Genomic DNA, 21914 nt, shown 5'->3' with positions numbered 1-21914 from the left:
TCGGGAGGCTCGTGGTTAGACGAGGCCCTTCTTCTCCAGGGCGGAGCAGACGGTGTCGACGATCTTGCCGGTCACCAGGTAGGGGTCCATGTTGGCGTTGGGGCGGCGGTCCTCGAGGTAGCCCTTCTTGTCCTTCTCGACCTGCCACGGGATGCGGATCGAGGCGCCGCGGTTGGAGACGCCGTAGGAGAACTGGGTGTAGTGGGCGGTCTCGTGGGCGCCGGTGAGGCGGTCCGCGATGCCGTCGCCGTAGACGGCGATGTGCTCGGCGGCCTTCTCGCCCAGGGCCTCGCACGCGGCGATGATGGGCTCGTAGTCCTCACGCATGGCCTTGGTGGAGAAGTTGGTGTGGCAGCCGGCGCCGTTCCAGTCGCCCTTGGCGGGCTTGGGGTCGATCGTGGCCGACACGCCGAAGTCCTCGGCGGTGCGGTAGAGCAGCCAGCGCGCGATCCACAGCGAGTCGGAGACCTCGAGGGCCGACGCGGGGCCGACCTGGAACTCCCACTGGCCGGGCATGACCTCGGCGTTGATGCCGGAGATCGGCAGGCCCGCGGCGAGGCAGTTGTCGAGGTGCTTCTCGACGATCTCGCGGCCGAAGATCTCGTCGGCGCCGACGCCGCAGTAGTAGCCGCCCTGCGGGGCCGGGTAGCCGCCCTCGGGGAAGCCGAGCGGGCGCGAGCCCACCATGAAGGTGTACTCCTGCTCGATGCCGAACCAGGACTCCTGGCCGGCGTACTGCTCGGCGACCTCGGCGGTCTTGGCGCGGGTGTTGGTGGGGTGCGGGGTGAAGTCGATGTCGAGGACCTCGCACAGGACCAGGATCGAGTCGCCGCCGCGGATGGGGTCCGGCACGACCTTGACGGGGCGCAGCACGCAGTCCGAGGTGTGGCCCTCGGCCTGGTTGGTGCTGGAGCCGTCGAAGCCCCAGATCGGGGGCTCCTGGCCCTCGTCGAGGATCTTGGTCTTGGAACGCAGCTTGGCCGTCGGCTCGGTGCCGTCGATCCAGATGTACTCGGCCTTGATAGCCATCAGGTAGGAGCCCTTCTTGCAGTGACGCGGTCCAGCCGGGGCTCGACCGAGCCGTGGGCTGTTCCGCCACGCTCCCAAAAAGCAATTTCTCGTTCGTTGAAGTCATGTAAACAGTCTGTTAACCGCTGCTGTGCGTGAGCAATGAGGAGCTGTGAGTCCGTCTCACCCTATTTTCGGGAATAAAATCTGATTCGCCCCGTATCCCCGATCAATCCCTTTTCGTTCTTACAGTTGCGAGCGGCGAGAACGCTCGCGCTCAGGTTCAGGACGACGGGGGAGACGATGGGACGCACCGCCGGGGGCAGCGAGGTCACTCGCCGCTTCAGCGTGCTCCGGTTCTTTCTCGGCGCCGCGCTCACCGCATTCGGCTCCCTGCTTCTGGGAGCCTTCGCGTTGGCCGCTTCCGCTTGGGCATCAGACGATTCCGCAGCATCGCAGGGCCTTGCCGCGATGACCGACCCCCTCTCCGCAGAGGTGTCCGACATGTCGCGCCTGGCCGCGCGACTGGTCCCGCAGTACCAGCAGGGACATCGGGCGGCAGCGGTGCAGGGGGAGGTCTCGGGGCTGGTGTCGGGCCTGGACGAGCCGGTGGACTCCCTGATGGACGAGACGGACGGGGTCGTGCGCACTGCGCTGCAGGGCGACGCCTTGCCTGGCCTGCTCGACTTGGATGACGAGTCTGTCGGAGACCGCACTGCCGGAGTAGTGGCACCGCTGGTGGGAAACCTCGTGAAGGGAACGGCCTCCATTGCGGACGGCCCGGCCCCCGCGGCGCCCGGTGTCTACGAGACTGTCGCGCCCTCGACCGATCCGGTCGACGCACTGGCGCGACTGGTGACCGATGGCCTGCGCTTCGGCGACGGGACGACGCCCGGGAGCGTCCCCGCCGCAGGGGCAGGACAACCGAGCTTCACCGCGCTCACAGTGCAGGCCTCCAACGAGGTGGCGGCGTCGCTTCACGGAGCGAACGACGGCCGGCCGGCCGCCGCCGCCGAGTGCCCCGCCGAACTTGTGCGGGGGACCGACCGATCCAAGGTCGAGGACGTGCGCGGCGTGCCGCGCACTTCGGCCAGACCGTGGCTGTACGACGGCCCCGGCCTGCCTGACCTGAAGATCATCCCCGGTGGAGCCACCGGCTCGACCGCAGGAATAAGCGTCGACAGCGGCCACACCGCTGTCTGCGTCTCCCCGTCCGCCGCGGGGGAAGAGGTGTCACTCTCCCGCACGGTGATCGGGGAATTGGGGCGGCCGTTGGACCGCGCCGCCGAGCTGTCCGTCGCCCCAGACTAAGGCCTCCGCGCGTCGGTGCGCGGGGAACTTGAAGTCCGCCTTCAAACTCTCCCTCCGGTTGCAGTGCATGGGATCTGATCCCACGCCCCTCCGGCGTGCCGACGCGCGGAAGCCGGTCGCAGCCCCGCCCCTGAACGGGGCGGGGAAGACGAAGTCAAGCCGCCCGGGACCTCCGGGCGCACAACCCAAGAAGGAAAACGCAACTCATGCGCAAGGTTCTCACCGTTGCCGCCGTCGCCGCCGGCGCCGCCGCTCTCTCCGCCGCCCCCGCGATGGCCGGCAACAACTCGGGCGTCAACGCCGGCCCGGTCAGCCTGGTGAACATCGACGCCTCGAGCGCCGCCCACTGGCAGATCTGCGGCCAGAACGTTCTCACCCAGTCCTTCGGGCAGAACTGCGACAACCGCGACCACATCGGCGAGGGCCCGCAGTCGGGTGTGAACGCCGGTGACGTCTCCGCCGCGAACCTGGACATCTCGGACGCGGCCCACTGGCAGATCTGCGGTCAGAACGTCGGCGTCGCGCCGTCGCTCGACCAGATGTGCAAGAACTACGACCACATGTCGGACTCGGCCCAGTAGCCGAAACGGCATGAGCAAGCCCCGTCGGGCCGGTCGCAACGCGGCCCGACGGTTCCGGAAAGCATTTCGAATCGGGGGAATTTCATGCGCAAGTCCACCTACGTCCTCGCCGCCGCCGCCGGCATCGCCGCGATCGGTGCCGCCGCCTCGCCGGCGATGGCCGAGAACTCCGGTGTGAACGCGGGTCCGGTCAGCCTGGTGAACATCGACGCCTCGAGCGCCGCCCACTGGCAGATCTGCGGCCAGAACGTGCTGACCCAGTCCTTCGGACAGGTCTGCGACAACCGTGACCACATCGGCGAGGGCCCGCAGTCCAGCGTCAACGCCGGCGACGTCTCCGCCGCGAACCTGGACATCTCGGACGCGGCCCACTGGCAGATCTGCGGCCAGAACGTCGGCGTCGCGCCGTCGCTCGACCAGCAGTGCCTGAACTACGACCACATGCCCAACACGGCGCAGTAGGTCGACCTGGGGGCGGGCCCGCCGGGCTCGCCTCATCCAACTCGAAAGGAAACACAGCAAATGCGCAAGACCACCGCTACCGCGGCCTTCGCCGTCGCCGCCGCCGGTGTCGCCGTCCTCGGCGCCGCTTCGCCCGCGATGGCCCAGAACTCGGGCGTCTGGGCCGGCCCGGTCAGCCTCGCGAACATCGACGCCTCGAGCGCCGCGCACTGGCAGATCTGCGGCCAGAACGTGCTCACCACGTCGTACAACCAGAACTGCGACAACCGCGACCACATCGGCCCCGGCCCGCAGTCCGGCGTGAACGCCGGCGACGTCTCCGCCGCGAACGTCGACGCCTCGAGCGCCGCGCACTGGCAGATCTGCGGCCAGAACGTGCTGACCCAGTCCTTCTGGCAGAACTGCGACAACACCGACCACATCTCGGACAACGGCAACGGCAACCCCGACAAGGGCGCCGACCAGGGCGACTACTAGGTCCTAGGGCAACCTCGGGCCTGGTCGAGAGTGTTAGGTAGAAGCAATGCGCAACACCACCATGGTCGCGGCCTCCGCCGTCGCCGCCGCTGCAGCGGCGGCCCTCACGGGCGGCGCCGCCACCGCGGCCACGCCCGACTGGCTGACGGTCGCCTCCGTGGACGACGAGCACCGGTCGATGCTGCCGGCGGTGTGCGAGACCGGCGATACCGGCCCGCTCACCGACACCGCATGCGAGAGCCTGTTCAGCTCCGATGTCGAGGACGAGGCCGTGACGTACGGCCGGGAGCTGCCCGAGTCCCCTGAGGGGCAGGGCATGCCGTCGCTCGCGAACATCGACCTGCGGGACTTCGCCAAATGGCAGGTCTGCGGCATCACTGTGGCGGCTGACGTCGAGCCGGCTGAGTGCGACAACTCGATACCGGGCCCGAAGGAGCCGGTGAGTCCCCAGGACGGGATCTCGCTGGTGAACGCGGACACCACCGGAGCGTTCCACTGGTCGGTCTGCGGCGTCGCCGTCGGCCAGACCGGTGAGGCCACCGACTGCTAGCGCAGCCGCGGGCCTTCATACCCAAGCGGCCGGAGCCTCATGGCTCCGGCCGCTCCCCTGTGCATTCCTAAAACCAGTGCACTCCTAAGACCGGTGCACTCGTAAACCCTTGTGCTGCTCAGAACTTCGCGGTCCAGCGTTCGCCTTCGGCGAGGCGGACCGCTGCGCCGTCGACGACGACGGTGGTGTCGCAGGCGGCCACCAGGGTCAGCTCGGTCGCCCGGCCGCCGCTCCAGGCGAGCCGCTCGATCGTGACCCCGCCGCGGGCGCGCAGGCCGCGAACCTCCCCTTCGGGCCAGGCACTCGGCAGCGCGGGCAGCAGGTCGAGGACGGGCGCGCCGTCGGCGGTGCGGTGGGACTGGACGAGCATCTCGGCGATCGCGGCGGTCGTGCCGAAGTTCCCGTCGATCTGGAACGGCGGATGGGCGCACAGCAGCGAGGCGTAGACGCCGCCGTCGGCGTACTCGCCTTCGCCGCGGAAGCCCACGGGCGTCAGGAACTCGCCGAGCAGTTGGTGCGCCCGGTCGCCGTCGCCGAGGCGGGCCCACAGGGCGGTCTTCCACGCGAGGGACCAGCCGGTGCCGGCGTCGCCGCGCGCTTCGAGGCTCTTGCGGGCGGCGTCGAGCAGTTCGGGCGCGTCCGCGAACGAGGCGCCGGGGTACACCCCGTACAGGTGCGAGACGTGCCGGTGGTGCGGTTCGGACTCCTCGCGCTCGTCGGCCCATTCGAGGAGCCGTCCGTCGGCGCCGATCTTCGCCCCGGCCAGGCGCGGCATGGCCTCTCTGATGCCTTCGACGAGCTGGAGGTCGTCGCCGTGCAGGGTCTCGGCGACCACGTCGGCGGCTTCGAGGACGAAGGCGAACAGCTCGCGCACGAGGGTCGCGTCCATGCCGGTGGACTCGTCGACCGCCGAGTTCCCTTCGGGGGTGACGAATTCGTTCTCGGGGCTGGTGGCGGGGCTGGTGACGAGCGTGCCGTCCTTGCCCTCGGAGAGGCGGTCGAACGCGAACCGGGCCGCGCCCAGGGCGATCGGCAGGCGGTCGGCCAGGAACTCCTCGTCGCGCGAGAAGCGCCAGCGCTCGGCGAGGTGCATCGAGAGCCACAGGCCGGCCATGGGCCAGTTCTGCCAGCACGCGCGCCCCTGCACGGGGACCGTGGTGCGCCAGTAGTCGGTGTTGTGGTGGCAGCACCAGCCGCCCGCGTCGTAGAGGCGGCGCGCGGTCTCGACACCGGTGCGCGCGAGGTCGCCGACGAGGTCGAACAGCGGCTCGTGGAACTCGGGGAGCGCGCAGGTCTCGGCGGGCCAGTAGTTCATCTCCACGTTGATGTTCGTGGTGTAGTCGCAGTTCCACGGCGGGGTGACGTGGTGGTTCCAGATGCCCTGGAGGTTCGCGGGCTGGGTGCCGGCCCTGGAGGAGCCGATGAGGAGGTAGCGGCCGAACTGGAACGCGAGCACGGCGAGGTCCTCGTCCTGGCCGCCGGCGGCGCGGCGGTGCAGTCGCTCGGCCGTGGTGGCGTCGTCGTCCACAGCCCCCTGTGGGTTCAGGTCGAGCGCGACGCGGTCCATGACCTCGCGGTGCGCGGCGATGTGGGTGTCGAAGAGGGTCTGCCAGCCCGCAGCGGCGGCCTGCCGGGCTTCGGCGCGGGCGGCGTCGAGCGCGGTCGCCTCGTCGGTGTCGGAGCGGAGGGCGAGGTAGACCTCGACGCTGCGGCAGCCGGTGAAGCGGTGGCCGCCTTCGGTTCCGGCGAGGTCGCCGTCGCAGCGCAGCTGGGCGTTGAGGCCGAGCCGCCGCACGCCTTCGGTGCGGGAGTAGTCGGGGACGCCGCCGGCGACGCTCACGGGCGCGCGACCGGTGACGTCGAGTTCGGCGGCGCCGGCGGCGATCGTGCCGCCTTCATGAGGCCATTCGAAGCGCAGGTCGAGGTCGAAGGGTGCGGCGGCGGTCCAGCGCAGGGCGATGACCTGGTGGACGGCGGAGGCGAGGGCCTCCTGGCGGACGCGGCCGCGCTCGATCGTGGCGACGCCGTCGCGCAGATCGAGTTCACGCCGCTCGGGACCGGCGTCGCCGGAGTGGGTCACGACGAAGGCGCCGGCGGGCTGGTAGGCGTCGCACTCCTCGCCGGTCATGCCGGTCACGAGCTGGTCGGCGGCGACGTAGTCGCCGCGGCGGACCGCTTCGGCGGCCTGGGCCGCGAGGCCTTCGGCGCCTTCGGGGACGCTCCATGAGCCGTCGCCCGCCCAGAAGCCGTCCTCGTTGAGTTCGATCCGGGGGCCCCAGAGCATCGCGCCGATGCGGCCTTCCCCGATCGGGAGGCCTTCGTGCCAGGCGTCGGGGGCGGTGTCGTAGGTGAGCTTCAATGCTGCTGCCATGCCCGAGATCCTATAGGATCTCCCGCCTTTGTCCAGTCCCGGCGCCCCGCCGGTGGACCGATCGGCGGCGCTACAACGTTTTCATAGTCCATTTCAGACCGCATTGCTCCAGAGTGTCGGTACATTCCCCTCTGCAATCGACCGACAACGGAAGGTAATCGACATGCGACACACGGTCAAATCCATCACTACGGGCGTCGCCGTCTCCGCGGGGGTGTTCGGCGCCTTCGCGCTCCCCTCGCCCGCCCTCGCGGCGGTCGAGACGATCTTCATCAACGAGGGCAACGTGCCCACCACCGCCGCCGAGTTCCAGACGCAGTCCTGCGACAACATCCCGCCCGACGACATCGCCAAGACCGAGGACGGCTGGGTGTTCGTCCTCCCCGCATCCGCCGGCGCCGAGGGCAACTTCATCTCGGTGACCGCGCTCTTCGAGGACGGCGACGGCGACCCGCACGTCCTCGACACCGGCAGCGACGGCGGCATCGTCGACGGCTCGGGCGACAACAAGGCCTACATCGTCTCGCCCCCGGGCTGGACCCTCATCGACGCCGAGGCCGAGGTGGAGGACCCCGACGACGACGCGTTCTTCAACCTGACGCACACCTGCCCGGGCAAGCCGCGCGGCGGCTTCCCGCGCTAGCGTCTCGCGGCGCCGGAGCCTGATCACCTCCGCCGCGCCGATCACGGCAGCCAGTGCCCCCGCGGCCCTACCGCGGGGGCACTGCCGTGTCCGCACCGGTTCCCTTGCGGCGCAGATACCCCGAAGCGCCGACTTCCCCGCGCTCTGACGCTCCGTCGAACGGCCGGGCTTCGTTATGCGAATGTGTTGCAACCTCGGATTCCCCTTGAGCGTGATGGCAGTGCCCATCACGAATCCGGCACATTCGTTTCCTTTGGCAGACGGAAAACGGAGCCTTCCCCAGTGGAACTCAAGCAATCCTTCAAGCAGACGGGCCTTCTCGGCCTCAGTGCGGCGGCGGGCCTGGTCGGCTCGCTCGCCATCGCCTCGGCCGCGCAGGCCGCGATCGTCACCATCCCCATCAACCCCGGCAACGTGCCCACGACCGCCGGGGAGTTCGAGAACTCCTGTGAGAACCTGCCCGCCGACATCGCGGCGGACATCGACGGCTGGGTCTTCGTGCTCCCCGCCGCCGCCGGCGCGGAGGGCAACTTCATCTCCGTGACCGCGACCTACGAGGACGCCGAGGGCGACGAGCACGTCCTCAGCACCGACGGCGACGGCGCGATCGTCGACGGCTCCGGCGACAACAAGGCCTACATCCTGGCCCCCGCCGGCTGGACCCTGGTCGACGCCGAGGCCGAGGTCGAGGACCCCGACGAGGGCGCCCAGTTCAACCTGACCCACACCTGCCCCGGCGAGCCGACCGAGGAGGAGCCCAGCAGCCCCGGAGAGGAGCCGTCCTCCCCCGGCGAGGAGTCCTCGAGCCCGAGCTCGGAGACCCCCGGTGAGAGCGGCACGCCCGGCGAGGCCTCGACCAGCCCCGCCGGCTCGACCCTGCCGACCACCGGCACCCCGCTGACCATCGCCCTCGTCTCCGCCGCGGCCCTCGCCGCGGGCGGCGCCGCGATCTACATGGTCATGCGCCGCCGCCGCGAGGCCCAGGACTGGTAGTCCGCGAAGCGAACCGACGCGCCGCCCCCGGGGACCTCCCCGGGGGCGGTGTCGTTTCTGCGGCGGTTCGAGACGTTAACGCAGGTCAGCCGTTCGGGTGAGACCCGTGTCGGCCGAAAGCGGCGCAACGCGCCCGCCCCCCGCCGCGTTAAAGGAGTGCCCATCCTCGAATGCGGTTCCGCCGCAGACGAAACGGTTGAAATCCGGCGCTTTCGACCGCTCCGACCATTCCCATCACGGAGACTCCCTTGCGATTCACACGCCGACACACGACCCTCGCCGCCGCGGCCGGCGCGGGCCTCACCGGAGCCATTGCGCTCGCCTTCGCCGTTCCCGCGCTCGCGGACGGCTACGACACCATCTCGATCAACCCCGGCAACGTGCCCACGACCGCCGCGGGCTTCTCGGACCGCAGCTGCGACCAGATCCCCGACAGCACCGCGGCCTGGCTCGACGGCTGGGTGTTCGTGCTGCCGAACTCCGTTCCGGCGGAAGGGAACTTCAAGTACATCGAGGCCGTCTTCCAGGACGAGGACGGCAACGTCCTGCGCTACGACACGAACGCGGACGGCGGCATCGTCAGCGGCAGCGGCGACAACAAGGCGTACATCATCACGCCCGCCGGCCTGACCCTCATCGACGCCGACGCCGAAGTGGACCTCGTCGACGACGACAAGAAGAAGGGCGGCGACAAGGAGCCGCAGTTCAACCTCACCCACACCTGCCCGGCCACCGAGGACGAGCCGGACGAGGAGACCCCGTCTGAAGAGCCCACCACCGAGGACGAACCGTCCAGCCCCGACGAGCCCACCACCGAGGACGAACCGTCCAGCCCCGGTGAGGAGCCGACGACCGAGGACGAGCCCTCCAGTCCGGGCGAAGAGCCCACCACGGAGGACGAGCCCTCGAGCCCCGGCGAAGAGCCGACCACCGAGGACGAGCCGTCCAGCTCGGGGGAGCAGTCCTCGAGCCCCGGCGAGCAGTCCTCCAGCCCGGCCGCCACGACCTCAGCGCCGCAGCAGTCCACGACCAAGCCGGGCTCGTCGCTGCCCATCACCGGTTCGCCGCTCGCCTGGGTGCTCGCCGCTGCCGGCGTGCTCCTGGTGGCCGGCGCGGTGATCCTCGTGTTCATGAGCCGCCGCCGCGAAGCCGAAGGGGCGTAGTGGCCGTTACCCAACTGTTATGCAACCGGCCGAGTCGCCGTCGCGTTTAGCAGTTGTCTCAAGGCAGGAAGCCCGATTCGTCGGGCAGTGAGACCGCGACTACCGCCCGCTGCTTGACGGTGCGGTCCTTGTCGAGCCCCCGGAATCCTGCCACCGGGGGCTCGACCCTAAGTCGACGCCCCGGAGCCGTCCCCCCCTTGGCTCCGGGGCGTCGCTTGTTTTCCACGTCATATCGGGTGCGTAAAACTCACATTCGCAGGACCCGAGCACTTTCTTCTCCCCGGCGGACCCGGTACATTACCCGCAGGTTCAGTACCTGCCCCGTTACCCTGTTTTCCGAGGTGCCAGCTGCCCGGCATCGCACCACGCCCGCACAGGAGTGCCCGCCACATGGCCACCGACGCCACAGAAGAGAAGCAGGACGCGCCGCAGACCGGCCGCGTCGACCGGTTCTTCGGGATGACCGAGAACAAGACCAACTGGAAGCGCGAGGTCCTCGCCGGGACCACGACCTTCCTCGCGATGGCGTACATCCTCGCCGTCAACCCCGGCATCCTCAGCTTCGGACTCTCCGCCGCCGGCGTCGACGCGCCGAACCCCGGCGCGGTCTTCACCGCGACCGCTCTGGCCTCGGCCCTCGGCTGCCTCATCATGGGCCTGTGGGCCAAGTACCCGATCGCCACCGCGCCCGGCATGGGCCTCAACGCGTTCTTCGCGTTCACCGTGGTCCTCACCCTCGGCATCCCGTGGCAGACGGCGCTGACCGGCACGTTCGTATCGGGCGTGCTGTTCTTCGTCCTCGCCGTCACCGGTGCGCGCGAGGCGATCGTGAACGCGATCCCGGCGCAGCTGAAGCTCGCGGTCGGGGCGGGCATCGGCCTGTTCATCGCGTTCATCGGCCTCAAGGGCGGCGAGGTCGTGGTCGCCTCCGAGGCCACCTTCGTCACCATCGGCGACTTCACCGACGGCACGGTACTGCTGACGGTCTTCGGCCTCCTCGTGACGGCCGTGTTCATGGTCCTCGGCTGGAAGGGCGGCGTCTTCTACGGGATGCTCGCCACCCTCGTCGTCGGCGTCCTCACCGGCGTCATCGACCTGCGGCTCGCCGAGGGCTTCACCCCGAACCTCGACTCGTTCGGCGCGGCGTTCACCGGCTTCGAGGACGCGTTCACCGTCCACATGATCGCGGTCATCCTGACCATGCTGTTCGTGGACTTCTTCGACACGGCCGGGACGCTGTTCGCCGTCGCCGGGCAGGCCGGGCTCGTCAAGGACGGCAAGCTGCCGCGCGCGGGCCGCGCCCTCGCCACCGACTCGATCGCCACGTCGGCGGGCGCGGTGCTCGGCACCTCGACCACGACCGCGTACATCGAGTCCACCGCGGGCGTCTCCGTCGGCGGCCGCACCGGCCTGACCGCGGTGACGACCGGCTTCTGGTTCATCGTGTCGCTCGTGGCGTTCCCGGTGTTCGGCCTGGTCGCCAACAACCCGGCGGTCACCGCGCCCGCGCTCATCGTCGTGGGCGTGCTTATGGCGAAGGCGCTCGGCGAGATCGAGTGGGCGAAGCTCGAGTACGCGATCCCGGCGTTCCTCATCGTCGCCGCGATGCCGCTGACCTACTCGATCTCGAACGGCATCGCCCTGGGCCTGGTGTTCTTCCCGATCATGATGGCCGCCAAGGGCCGCTGGCGCGACGTGCACCCGATCGCGTGGGTGCTCATGCTCGCCTCGGCCGGGTACTTCCTGTTCCTGACGGAGTAAGCAGGACAAGCGAGAAGGGCCCGGGATCGAATCCCGGGCCCTTCTCCGTGCGCTCATGCGGCGCGGCGCAGCGCCTCCGAGAGCTTGAGGCGCGAGCCGGTGAACAGCACGCTGCGCTTGTACAGCTGCGCGCCGAGCGCGAGCGCCCCGGCGGCCGCGAGGGCCAGCAGTCCTGCGGAGAGGCCGATCTGCCAGGCGGGGACGTCGGCGATCGCCATGCGGGTGGGCATCGCGATGGCCGAGAACGGCGGCACGAGCGAGAGGATCTCGGCGAAGGTGCTGGTGGGCGCGTTCAGCAGGAAGATCGCGCCGATGTAGCTGACGGTGAGCGACATGATGAGCGGGGTCAGGACCGACCCGGACTCCTCCTGGCGCGACACGAGCGAGCCGACGCCGCCGGCGAGGGTCCCGAAGAGCGCGAAGGCGATGAGCCACCAGCCGACCGTGGAGACGGCCGCGGAGGCGGTGCCCGGCGGCAGGTCCGAGAGCATCCCGGTGGCGGCCGAGACGCCGAGGCCGACCGCGACCATGGCGACGAGGTTGACCAGGGAGATCACGCCGAGGCCGATGACCTTGCCGCCCAGGAGCTGCCAGGGCTTGAGGCTGGTCAGGAGGATCTCGACGATGCGGCTGGACTTCTCTTCGACGACGCCCATGGCGATGTACTGCACCGGGGTCATGAGCATCATGAACATGATGATGGAGATGACGAGGCCGGTGAAGTAGTCGAGCGGGCCGGTGACGCCGCCCGATTCGAGGGTCACGAACTCGAGGGGCTTGACGGTGAGCGCCCCGGCGATCTCCTGGTCGGAGAGGCCGGCGTTCGCGAGGTTCGTCTGGACGCCGGCGGCCTGCCAGGCGGCGTCGAGCCGGGTCTCGAGCTCGTTGCCGACGCCGTCGCGGCTGTAGAGCGACCCGTCGGCGACGGCGGCCTCGACGGTCTCGTCCTCGACGGCCTGCTCGGCTTCGGCGGCGGTGCCGTAGACGGTGATGTCGAAGCCGCCCATGGCGTCGAGCTGGGCCTGCATCGCTGCGGCGTTGGCGCCGGCGAGGCCGATCTTCTCGTCGCCGTCGTCCCCGCCGATGAGGGTGGGGAGCGCGGCGAGGGCGCCGACGATGACGACGGTGACGATGAGGCTGACGATATTGGCCTTGGACAGGCCGCGCACGCGGATCTCGCGCCCGGCGACGAGGAGGAGGCCCCGCAGGCGGGAGGGCTCGGGGTTGGCGGCGCTCATCGGGTCACGGCCTCTCTGAAGATCTCGGCGATGGTCGGCTGGTCGTAGGCGAAGTGGGTGACGCGCCCGGCGGCGGCGGCGATGCGCAGCACCTCCTGGTCGTCGGCGTCCTCCACGAGGTAGTCGTCGCCGTCGCGGGTGACGGCGCCCGGCAGCGAGGCGGTGAGGTCCTCACCGGTCTGGACGCTGACGCGCAGCTGCTTGACCTCCTTGGCCTTCAGCTCGTCCACGCCTCCGGCGGCGATGATCCGGCCGTTGCCGATGATGACCACGGAGTCGCAGAGGCGTTCGATGAGGTCGAGCTGGTGGCTGGAGAAGATGACGGGCGCGCCGGCGGCGGCGCGGTCCTTGAGGGCGGTGCCCATGACGTCCACGGCGATCGGGTCGAGGCCGGAGAACGGCTCGTCGAGGATGAGCGCCTCGGGGTCGTGCACGAGCGAGACCGCGAGCTGGACGCGCTGCTGGTTGCCCAGGGAGAGGTCCTGCACGAAGTCGCCGGCGCGATCGGAGAGGTTGAGCTGGTCGAGGAGGTCGGCGGCGGAGCGCCGGGCCGCGGCGCGGCTCATGCCGTGCAGCTCGCCGAAGTACGCGATCTGCTCGCCGGTCTTCATCTTCGGGTAGAGGCCGCGCTCGGAGGGCATGTACCCGAAGCGGCGGCGGTGCTCGACCCCGAGCGGCGAGCCGTTGTAGACGATCTGGCCGGAGTCGGCGGCGAGCACGCCCATGGCGATGCGCATGGTGGTGGTCTTCCCGGCGCCGTTCGCGCCGACGAACCCGACCACTTCGCCGGGGGCGGCGGTGAGCGACACGCCGTCGAGGGCAACGGTGTCGCCGAACCGCTTGTGCAGGTCCTTGATTTCGAGCATGGCTTCACCCTAGGACGCGCTGCGGGCCGGATCCTCCGCCTTGAGGGGGATTCCGGCCCGGCCACGTTCATTCGCGAGGAGTAATCAGGTCGGCTTCGGGACGTTCCGGAACGCCTTGAGCGTGAACAGCCCGACCAGGAGCGCGGTGACCGCGAGCAGCAGCAGCCCGATCGTGTAGTCCCCGTTGGCCTGGTAGTTCGCGCCCATGATGAGCGGCGGGAAGTACCCGCCGAGCCCGCCTGCCGCGCCCACGATCCCGGTGACGCCGCCGACGCGGGCGGGGTCGACGAGTTCGGCGACGAGCGCGAACACGCCGCCGGTGCCGAGGCCGAGGAACAGTGCCATGAGGACGAACGATGCCCCGGCAGGGATCTCCAGCGGCGGCTCGAACGAGAGGATCACGGCCATGATCGAGGCCCCGAAGAACGAGGTGAGGCAGACCTTGAGCGGCCCGACCCGGTCCGAGAGGATGCCGCCCGCCGGGCGCGCGACGACGGCGGCGAGGCTGAACCCGGCGGTGCGCAGGCCCGCGTCGGTCTGCGAGAGGCCGTACTCGGCGACCAGCATCGTCGGCAGGTAGGTCGAGAACGCCACGAACCCGCCGAACGCGATGGCGTACAGCAGTGACATCTGCCAGGTGACCTTGAGCTTCATGACCCCTTTGAGGCGCGGCAGCGCCGGCTCGGTCGAGGCCCGCCACTGCGGGGCGTCGCGCGCGCACATCCACACCACGACGCCCATGACGGCGAGCGCGCCGCACATGACCAGGTGCGTCGCCAAGAGCCCCATGGCGTCCACGAGGCGCGGAGTGAGGAACGCCGAGAGCGCGGTGCCGCCCATGCCCGCGCCGAAGATCCCTGTCGCGAAGCCGCGCCGGGCGGGCGGGTACCAGGCGTTGACGAACGGGATGCCGACCGCGAACGAGGTCCCCGCGATGCCGAGGAGGAACCCCGAGACCAGCAGGGCCGGATACGAATCGCCGGAGAGCCCGACGAGGAGCACCGGGACGATCGCGACGAAGCACGAGGCGGTGAGCATGACCCGCCCGCCGAACCGGTCGGTGAGGATGCCCGCCGGGATGCGCCCGACAGCGCCCACGAGCACGGGGAACGCGACCAGGATCGACGTCTGCGTGGGGTCGAGGTCGAGCCGGTCGGCGTAGGTCTTCGAGAGCGGCCCGATGAGGTTCCACGCCCAGAACGTGAGCGCGAACGCGGCGGTGGCGAGGGCCAGGTTCGATCCGGCCCCGCGCTGCACGGCGGCTTCGGCGGCCGCGGTCTGTCCGGCGGTGCTCATCTGCAGGGCCTCCTCGCGGGGCGGAACGAGCGCGCCGCCGCTGACCGGAGCGGTGGCATCGGCCCCGTGCACAGTATGCCGATTAGTCCTCTTTACGGGGTCGAAAGAACCTAATCTGGGCAGCGACTCCCGCACCAGGGGGCCGCCCGCCGCCGCGCGAAGGGAGCCAGGCGCATGCCGCGAACCGACGAGGCCGCCTCCGGCGCCGCCGACCTGCTCCTGCGCACGGGCGTCTTCCTCACCCGCAGCGAGTCCACAGGGGACATGCGGGCGGTGTTCAAGGAGGGCGGCCGCGAAGGGGACGTGTTCTACCGCGACCGCTGGAGCCACGACAAGGTCGTGCGCTCCACGCACGGCGTCAACTGCACCGGCTCGTGCTCCTGGAACGTCTACGTCAAGGACGGCATCATCACCTGGGAGACCCAGGCGACCGACTACCCCTCGGTCGGCCCCGACCGGCCCGAGTACGAGCCGCGCGGCTGCCCGCGCGGCGCCGCGTTCTCCTGGTACACCTACTCGCCCACGCGCGTGCGCTACCCGTACGGACGCGGCGTCCTCGTCGAGATGTACCGCGAGGCCAAAGCGCGCCTCGGCGACCCGGTCGCCGCCTGGGCCGAGATCACCACCGACCCCGACAAGCGCCGCCGCTACCAGTCCGCGCGCGGCAAGGGCGGGCTCGTGCGCATCACCTGGGACGAGGCGGTCGAGATCGCCGCCGCAGCGCATGTCCACACCATCGGCGCGTACGGCCCCGACCGGATCGCCGGGTTCAGCCCGATCCCCGCGATGTCGCAGGTCTCGCACGGCGTCGGCGCGCGGTTCGTCAACCTGCTCGGCGGCTCGATGCTCTCGTTCTACGACTGGTACGCCGACCTGCCGGTCGCGTCCCCGCAGGTCTTCGGCGACCAGACCGACGTGCCCGAGTCGGGGGACTGGTGGGACGCCGCGTACCTCATGCTGTGGGGCTCGAACGTGCCCGTCACCCGCACCCCGGACGCGCACTGGATGGCCGAGGCCCGCTACCGCGGCCAGAAGGTCGTCACCGTCGCGCCCGACTACAACGACGCCGCGAAGTTCGCCGACGAATGGCTCGCCCCGCACCCGGGCACCGACGGCGCGCTGGCGATGGCGATGGGCCACGTGATCCTCAAGGAGCACTTCGTGGAGGCGCGGACGGAGGCCTTCGACGCTTACGTGCGCAAGTACACCGACCTGCCGTTCCTGGTCGAGCTCGTCGAGCGCGACGGCTGCCTCGTGCCGGGCAAGTTCCTGCGCCGCGACGCCCTCCCCGGCGAGGAGCCGTACGCGGAGTGGAAGCCGGTCTTCATCGACGAGCGCACCGGCGAGGCCCTCGCCCCGCACGGGACCCTCGGGCACCGGTGGGATGAGGAGCATCCGGGGCGCTGGAACCTCGACCTTCAAGGTGTCGTTCCTCGACTGAGCGTCTACGAGGCAGGCGGGTCGGCCGCGATCGTGTTGCCGCGCTTCGATGGCGAGGGCGACCTGATGGTGCGCGGCGTTCCCATCCGAAAGGTCGAGGGCCGCACTGTCACCACCGTGTTCGATCTGCTGCTCGCGCAATACGGGGTCGCGAGGCCGGGCATGCCGGGCGAGTGGCCCACGGGATACGACGACGCCTCCCAGCCAGGCACGCCCGCCTGGGCGGAGACGCTGACCTCCGTCAAAGCCGAACGGGCCGTGCGCATCGCGCGCGAGTTCGCCGCCACGGCGAGGGACTCCGGCGGCCGGGCCATGATCGTGCTCGGCGCGGGTACGAACCAGTGGTTCCACGGCGACACCATGTACCGCGCGTTCCTCACCCTGCTCCTGCTCACGGGCTGCCAGGGCGTCAACGGCGGCGGCTGGGCCCACTACGTCGGCCAGGAGAAGTGCCGCACCCAGACCGGTTGGGCCGCATACGCCTCCGCGATGGACTGGACCAGGCCCGCGCGCTTCATGGCATCCACCCCGTACTGGTACCTCCACACCGACCAGTGGCGCTACGACACCTACAACGCCTGCGCCCTGACCTCGGCCACCAGTACGGGCATCCTCGGCGGACGGCACACGGCGGACCTGGTCGCCGCCTCGGCCCGGATGGGTTGGATGCCCTCCTACCCGACCTTCGACCGCAACCCGCTCCTCCTCGCTCAGGAGGCGAAGGAGGCAGGCAGGGAACCTGGTCAGTACATCGCGGACGAACTCGCCTCCGGTCAGCTGCACTTCGCGTGCGAGGACCCCGACGCGCCCGAGAACTGGCCCCGGATCCTCACCGTCTGGCGCGCGAACCTCTTCGGCTCCTCTGCCAAAGGCGACGAGTACTTCCTCAAGCACCTGCTCGGCACCCAGAACTCGGTGCAGGGCGAGGAAGCCGAGCCCATCCACCGCCCCGAAGACGTGACCTGGCACGACCAAGCGCCCCGAGGGAAACTCGACCTGCTGCTCTCGCTCGACTTTCGGATGACCAGCACGACGCTCCTGTCGGACATCGTGCTCCCGGCCGCCACCTGGTACGAGAAGCATGATCTGTCCACAACAGACATGCATCCCTTCGTGCACGCCTTCTCGCCCGCGATCGACCCGCCCTGGCAGGCCCGCACCGACTTCGAAGCCTTTCAGCTTCTCGCCGAGCGGTTCAGCGAACTCGCCGAGGAACACCTCGGCGCAGCGACCGACCTCGTCGCCGCCCCGCACCAGCACGACACTCCGGGCGAGCTCGCGCAACCGGGCGGCACCGCGCCGGACTGGAGAGCCACAGGCGCGCCACCCGTCCCCGGCAAGACCATGCCCGCGATCATCGCCGTCGATCGCGACTACCCCGCCGTCGCCGCCAAAATGGCCGCCCTCGGACCGCTCGCCGAAACCAAAGGTCTTCCCGTCAAAGGCGTCTCGTTCACGCCGGACGTCGAGATCGGCTGGCTCGCCGCACGCAACGGCACCTCCACCCGAGCGCCGGCCACCGGCAGGCCGCTCCTCGACACCGACGTCAAGGTCTGCGAGATGATCCTCGCCCTATCCGGCACCAGCAACGGACGCCTTGCCGCCCAAGGCTTCGAACGCCTCGCCGCCCGCGTCGGCACCGACTTCGACGAGCTCATCCACGGCTCGGCCGATCGCCGCGTCGTCTTCTCCGACACCCAGCACGGCCCCACGCCCGTCGGGGCCAGCCCGGAATGGTCCGGCAAGGAGGCGCACGACCGGCGCTACTCGCCCTTCACCATCAACCTCGAACACGACAAGCCCTGGCACACCCTCACCGGGCGCATGCACTTCTATCTCGACCACGACTGGATGCACGAGTTCGGCGAAACCCTCCCGATCTACCGGCCCCCGCTCAACATGCACCAACTCTTCGGCGAACCCGGGATCGGCCCCACCGGCACCCGATCCGTCACCGTCCGTTACCTCACGCCGCACTCCAAGTGGTCCATCCACTCCGAGTACCAGGACAACCTGCTCATGCTCACCCTCTCCCGCGGCGGGCCGAACATCTGGATGAGCCCGCAGGACGCGGATGCCATCGGCGCCAAGGACAACGACTGGGTCGAGGCCGTCAACCGCAACGGCGTCGTCGCCGCCCGCCTCGTCGTCTCCCACCGCATGCCGCAAGGGACCGTGTACATGTACCACGCCCAAGAGCGCGTGGTCGACGTGCCGAAGACCGAGACCACCGGCAAACGCGGCGGCATCCACAACTCGCTCACGCGCCTCCTCGTCAAACCCACCCACCTCATCGGCGGGTACGCCCAGTTCTCCTACGCGTTCAACTACATCGGCCCCACCGGCAACCAGCGCGACGAGGTCACCGTCGTCCGCAAGCGCACCACGGAGGTCCAGTACTGATGGCACAGCGCATCGGCAAGGTCATGGCGCAGGTCGCCATGGTCATGAACCTCGACAAGTGCATCGGCTGCCACACCTGCTCCGTCACCTGCAAGCAGGCGTGGACCAACCGCTCCGGCGTCGAATACGTGTGGTTCAACAACGTCGAGACTCGCCCCGGCCAGGGCTACCCCAGGCGGCACGAGGACCAGGAGCGCTGGCAGGGCGGCTGGAAGCGCACGGCCGCAGGCCGGTTGAAGCCCCGCGCGGGCGGCCGCCTCAAGAAGCTCGCCACGATCTTCGCCAACCCCAAGATGCCGTCCATACAGGACTACTACGAGCCCTGGACGTACGACTACGAGCACCTCGTCACCGCCCCCCTCGGCGACGACATCCCCGGCGCCCGGCCCCGCTCCCTCATCACCGGCGACCCCATGCCGATCACCTGGAGCGCCAACTGGGACGACGACCTCGCCGGCGGCGAGCAGCTCGGCTCCCAGGACCCGATCGTGCAGAAGATCGGCGACAAGGTCAAGTTCGAGTACGAGCAGAGCTTCATGTTCTACCTGCCCCGCATCTGCGAGCACTGCCTCAACCCCAGCTGCGTCGCCTCCTGCCCCTCCGGCGCCATGTACAAGCGCGCCGAGGACGGCATCGTCCTCGTCGACCAGGACAAGTGCCGCGGCTGGCGCATGTGCGTCACCGGCTGCCCCTACAAGAAGGTGTACTTCAACCACAAGACCGGCAAAGCCGAGAAGTGCACGCTCTGCTACCCGCGCGTCGAGGTCGGCATGCCCACCGTCTGCTCCGAGACCTGCGTCGGACGCCTCCGCTACCTCGGTGTCGTCCTCTACGACGTCGAACGCGTCGGCAAGGCCGCCGCCGTCAAGGACGAACGCGACCTCTACGAAGCCCAGCTCGACGTCTTCCTCGACCCCGACGACCCCGACGTCCAGGCCGCCGCCTCCCGCGACGGCATCCCCGAACGCTGGATCGAATCCGCCCAGCGCTCACCGATCCTCATGCTCGCCAAGCGTTTCCGCGTCGCCCTCCCGCTCCACCCGGAATACCGGACCATGCCCATGGTCTGGTACATACCGCCGCTCTCGCCCGTCGTCGACGCCCTCAGCGAGACCGGCCACGACGGCGAGGACGCCGCCAACCTCTTCGCCGCCGTCGACACCCTCCGCATCCCCGTCGAATACCTCGCCGAACTCTTCACCGCGGGCGACACCGCGCCCGTCACCGCCGTCCTCAACAAGCTCGCCGCGATGCGCGCCTACATGCGCCGCATCAACCTCGGCGACACCCCCGACGAGACCATCGCCGAAGCGGTAGGCCTGACCGGCAAGGACATCGAGCAGATGTACCGCCTGCTCGCCCTCGCCAAATACGACGACCGCTACGTCATCCCCACCGCCTACGGTGTCGACGAGGCCGACCGCGGCGTCATCGAAGAGATCGGCTGCTCCCTCGACTTCGAAGGCGGCCCCGGCATGGGCGGCATGGGCGGCGCGGTCCCCTTCGGCGAGGCCTCCGGCCGGCCCCGGCCCGCCAGCGTCGAGACGTTCCACGCCCTCCGCGACCGCCAGACCAGCGACGGCCGCACCGGCCCGGGACGCCGCTTCAACCTCCTCAACTGGGACGGCAACGGCAGGCCACCCGGCTTGTTCCCGGAACGGGACCAGCGGCACAGCCGCGACCGTCAGGACCGGACCGAGGAGGCGAAGTGAACGACAACGCCGTGATCCGCCAAGCCGCCGCGATGCTCCTCTGCTACCCCGACGCCGCCTTCTACGAGCGCCTGCCGCTCATCGAGAAAGCCCTCGCCGAATCGGGCCATCCCGCGCTGCAGGCGTTCTGCGAACACGCCAGGAGCGCAGGCGAACTCGACCTCGGCGCCGAATACGTGCGCACCTTCGACCTCAAGCGCCGAAGAGCCCTCCACCTGACCTACTACACCGACGGCGACACTCGACGACGCGGCCACGCGCTGGCCCGGATCAAGGAGATCTATGCGGCCTGCGGATGGCGGCTCGACCCCGGCGAACTTCCCGACCACCTGGCGGTGGTCCTCGAATTCGCGGCCAGAGGCGATGCCGCCCAAGGACTGCGGCTCCTACGGGCCTTCCAGCCCGGCATCGAGCTGCTCCGCGCCGCCCTTCACGAATCCCGCAGCGCCTACGCCGCTGTCCTGGACGCCGTGGCCGCAACCCTCCCGCCCTCCGACGAAGCCCGCCGCGAGGCCGCCCGCATGGCCGCCGCCGGACCCCCGGCAGAGGACGTAGGACTCGACCCGTACGGCGGCACCGTGCCCTTGGGCATGCCGATGGCGATGGGAGCCAAGCGATGAACCCGACCACGGTCGACTACCTGCTGTGGGGCGCGCTGCCCTACGTCGTGCTGGCCGTCCTCATCGGCGGCACGATCTGGCGCTACCGCTACGACCGCTTCGGCTGGACCACCCGCTCCTCCCAGCTCTACGAGTCGAGACTCCTCCGCGTCGCCAGCCCGATGTTCCACTTCGGACTCCTCGTCGTGATCATCGGCCACGTAGTAGGCCTGCTCATCCCCGAGTCATGGACCGACGCCGTGGGGATCACCAACGACCAGTACCACGTCACCGCCCTCACCCTGGGCGCGATCGCGGGCGTGACGACCCTCGGCGGCATCGCGCTCCTCATCTACCGCCGCCGCACCACCGGCCCGGTCTTCAGCGCCACCACCGTCAACGACAAGCTCATGTACCTCGTCCTCGTCGCCGCCATCCTCGCCGGCCTCGCCACGACCCTCATCTCGGCCGTCGCCGGCCTGACAGGCGCGCACGAAACCGACTACCGCGAAACCGTCTCTCCCTGGTTCCGCAGCATCTGGATCCTCCAACCCGACGTGACCGCCATGACCGCCGCCTCCGGCGCCTTCAAGCTCCACGCCCTCATCGGCCTCACCCTCTTCGCGCTCTTCCCCTTCACCCGACTCGTCCACGCCTTCAGCGCCCCCGTCTGGTACCTCTTCCGCCCCTACGTCGTCTACCGAACCCGAGACCGAGAACCCACCCCGGCCACCCGCCCGACAAGACGAGGCTGGACCTAGACCGTCGACGCTCGTTCGGCCGATCCCAGTCCAGAACCCAGAAGTTCGACATGGGTGCGCGCTTTCGGAGGAATGGACACCTCGCGGGCGCCTGACTGGTGTCGCCATGGACGTCGGGCCGCCGGGCCAGGTCCTTGATCGCCTGGTCGGGCGTCGCCGTTAACGCTGGCGTGTCGTGCTGTGGTCGCAGTGGCTCCGGGTGAGGCACCGCCGTCTGGTTGGGGTGATCCCAACTAGGAAATCGTCCACCCAATCACGGCCCTTCGGGGGCGCGGACAG

The 21914-nt window shown here is 69.8% G+C and carries 18 protein-coding genes; 13 read left to right on the top strand and 5 right to left on the bottom strand.

The genetic code is table 11. The annotated features are described in order from the left end of the window. Nucleotides 1-15: 15 nt before the first annotated feature. Nucleotides 16-1029 (bottom strand): glutamine synthetase, encoded by a 1014-nt coding sequence (gene glnII / locus J5V16_RS20720; protein WP_208498888.1) that lies wholly within the window; start codon nt 1027-1029, stop codon nt 16-18. 282 nt (nt 1030-1311) lie between these two features. Between glnII and J5V16_RS20715 the strand changes: the two genes are divergently transcribed. From J5V16_RS20715 to J5V16_RS20695, 5 genes are all read left to right on the top strand, one after another. Then, nucleotides 1312-2319 carry a hypothetical protein gene (locus tag J5V16_RS20715; protein ID WP_208498887.1) on the top strand — a complete coding sequence of 336 codons (1008 nt, stop codon included), beginning with the start codon at nt 1312-1314 and terminating at the stop codon, nt 2317-2319. A 206-nt stretch (nt 2320-2525) separates the two neighbouring features. Beyond that, nucleotides 2526-2900, top strand: coding sequence for a hypothetical protein (locus tag J5V16_RS20710; protein WP_208498886.1), 375 nt, complete (start codon nt 2526-2528; stop codon nt 2898-2900). Between the two features lie 84 nt (nt 2901-2984). Then, complete coding sequence (locus tag J5V16_RS20705; protein ID WP_208498885.1) at nt 2985-3362, top strand: hypothetical protein; 378 nt, start codon at nt 2985-2987, stop codon at nt 3360-3362. 60 nt (nt 3363-3422) lie between these two features. Further along, complete coding sequence (locus J5V16_RS20700) at nt 3423-3839, top strand: hypothetical protein (protein ID WP_208498884.1); 417 nt, start codon at nt 3423-3425, stop codon at nt 3837-3839. A 46-nt stretch (nt 3840-3885) separates the two neighbouring features. Continuing rightward, nucleotides 3886-4389, top strand: coding sequence for a hypothetical protein (locus J5V16_RS20695; protein WP_208498883.1), 504 nt, complete (start codon nt 3886-3888; stop codon nt 4387-4389). Nucleotides 4390-4507: 118 nt separating this feature from the next. Here J5V16_RS20695 and J5V16_RS20690 read toward each other — a convergent pair whose 3' ends face one another. Further along, nucleotides 4508-6760, bottom strand: a complete 2253-nt coding sequence (locus tag J5V16_RS20690; protein ID WP_208498882.1) for a glycosyl hydrolase family 95 catalytic domain-containing protein — start codon at nt 6758-6760, stop codon at nt 4508-4510. Between the two features lie 163 nt (nt 6761-6923). On the opposite strand from J5V16_RS20690, the gene J5V16_RS20685 reads away from it, so the two are divergent. The 4 genes from J5V16_RS20685 to J5V16_RS20670 all read left to right on the top strand — a co-directional run bounded on the left by J5V16_RS20685 (nt 6924) and on the right by J5V16_RS20670 (nt 11320). Then, nucleotides 6924-7403 (top strand): hypothetical protein, encoded by a 480-nt coding sequence (locus J5V16_RS20685; protein ID WP_208498881.1) that lies wholly within the window; start codon nt 6924-6926, stop codon nt 7401-7403. A 282-nt stretch (nt 7404-7685) separates the two neighbouring features. Beyond that, a complete protein-coding gene (locus J5V16_RS20680) occupies nt 7686-8396 on the top strand; it encodes a hypothetical protein (RefSeq protein ID WP_208498880.1) in 711 nt (236 codons plus the stop codon). Nucleotides 8397-8644: 248 nt separating this feature from the next. Next, nucleotides 8645-9559, top strand: a complete 915-nt coding sequence (locus J5V16_RS20675; RefSeq protein WP_208498879.1) for a hypothetical protein — start codon at nt 8645-8647, stop codon at nt 9557-9559. 390 nt (nt 9560-9949) lie between these two features. Further along, a complete protein-coding gene (locus J5V16_RS20670) occupies nt 9950-11320 on the top strand; it encodes an NCS2 family permease (protein ID WP_243901522.1) in 1371 nt (456 codons plus the stop codon). A gap of 53 nt (nt 11321-11373) precedes the next feature. Here J5V16_RS20670 and J5V16_RS20665 read toward each other — a convergent pair whose 3' ends face one another. From J5V16_RS20665 to J5V16_RS20655, 3 genes are all read right to left on the bottom strand, one after another. After that, on the bottom strand, nt 11374-12558 hold the full coding sequence (locus J5V16_RS20665; protein ID WP_208498878.1) for an ABC transporter permease: 1185 nt from the start codon (nt 12556-12558) through the stop codon (nt 11374-11376). Continuing rightward, on the bottom strand, nt 12555-13424 hold the full coding sequence (locus J5V16_RS20660) for an ABC transporter ATP-binding protein (protein ID WP_208498877.1): 870 nt from the start codon (nt 13422-13424) through the stop codon (nt 12555-12557). Before J5V16_RS20660 ends, J5V16_RS20665 begins: the two co-directional genes overlap by 4 nt. An 84-nt stretch (nt 13425-13508) precedes the next feature. Beyond that, the gene (locus J5V16_RS20655) at nt 13509-14720 is read right to left on the bottom strand and encodes a nitrate/nitrite transporter (protein WP_208498876.1); all 1212 of its coding nucleotides are present in this window, start codon (nt 14718-14720) and stop codon (nt 13509-13511) included. A 174-nt stretch (nt 14721-14894) separates the two neighbouring features. On the opposite strand from J5V16_RS20655, the gene J5V16_RS20650 reads away from it, so the two are divergent. The 4 genes from J5V16_RS20650 to narI are packed head-to-tail and all read left to right on the top strand — an operon-like array spanning nt 14895 to nt 21635. Next, entirely contained in the window at nt 14895-18563 is a 3669-nt protein-coding gene (locus tag J5V16_RS20650; RefSeq protein ID WP_208498875.1) for a nitrate reductase subunit alpha, read from the top strand. Continuing rightward, nucleotides 18563-20275 carry a nitrate reductase subunit beta gene (gene narH / locus J5V16_RS20645; protein WP_208498874.1) on the top strand — a complete coding sequence of 571 codons (1713 nt, stop codon included), beginning with the start codon at nt 18563-18565 and terminating at the stop codon, nt 20273-20275. The genes J5V16_RS20650 and narH overlap by 1 nt, the downstream gene beginning before the upstream one ends. Continuing rightward, nucleotides 20272-20895, top strand: a complete 624-nt coding sequence (narJ, locus tag J5V16_RS25240) for a nitrate reductase molybdenum cofactor assembly chaperone (protein ID WP_307793032.1) — start codon at nt 20272-20274, stop codon at nt 20893-20895. The genes narH and narJ overlap by 4 nt, the downstream gene beginning before the upstream one ends. Next, nucleotides 20892-21635, top strand: coding sequence for a respiratory nitrate reductase subunit gamma (gene narI / locus J5V16_RS20635; RefSeq protein ID WP_208498873.1), 744 nt, complete (start codon nt 20892-20894; stop codon nt 21633-21635). The genes narJ and narI overlap by 4 nt, the downstream gene beginning before the upstream one ends. Nucleotides 21636-21914: the final 279 nt, after the last annotated feature.

Source organism: Glycomyces niveus, from assembly GCF_017592475.1.
GTDB lineage: Bacteria > Actinomycetota > Actinomycetes > Mycobacteriales > Micromonosporaceae > Glycomyces > Glycomyces niveus.
This window is presented reverse-complemented; position numbering and strand designations above follow the sequence as displayed.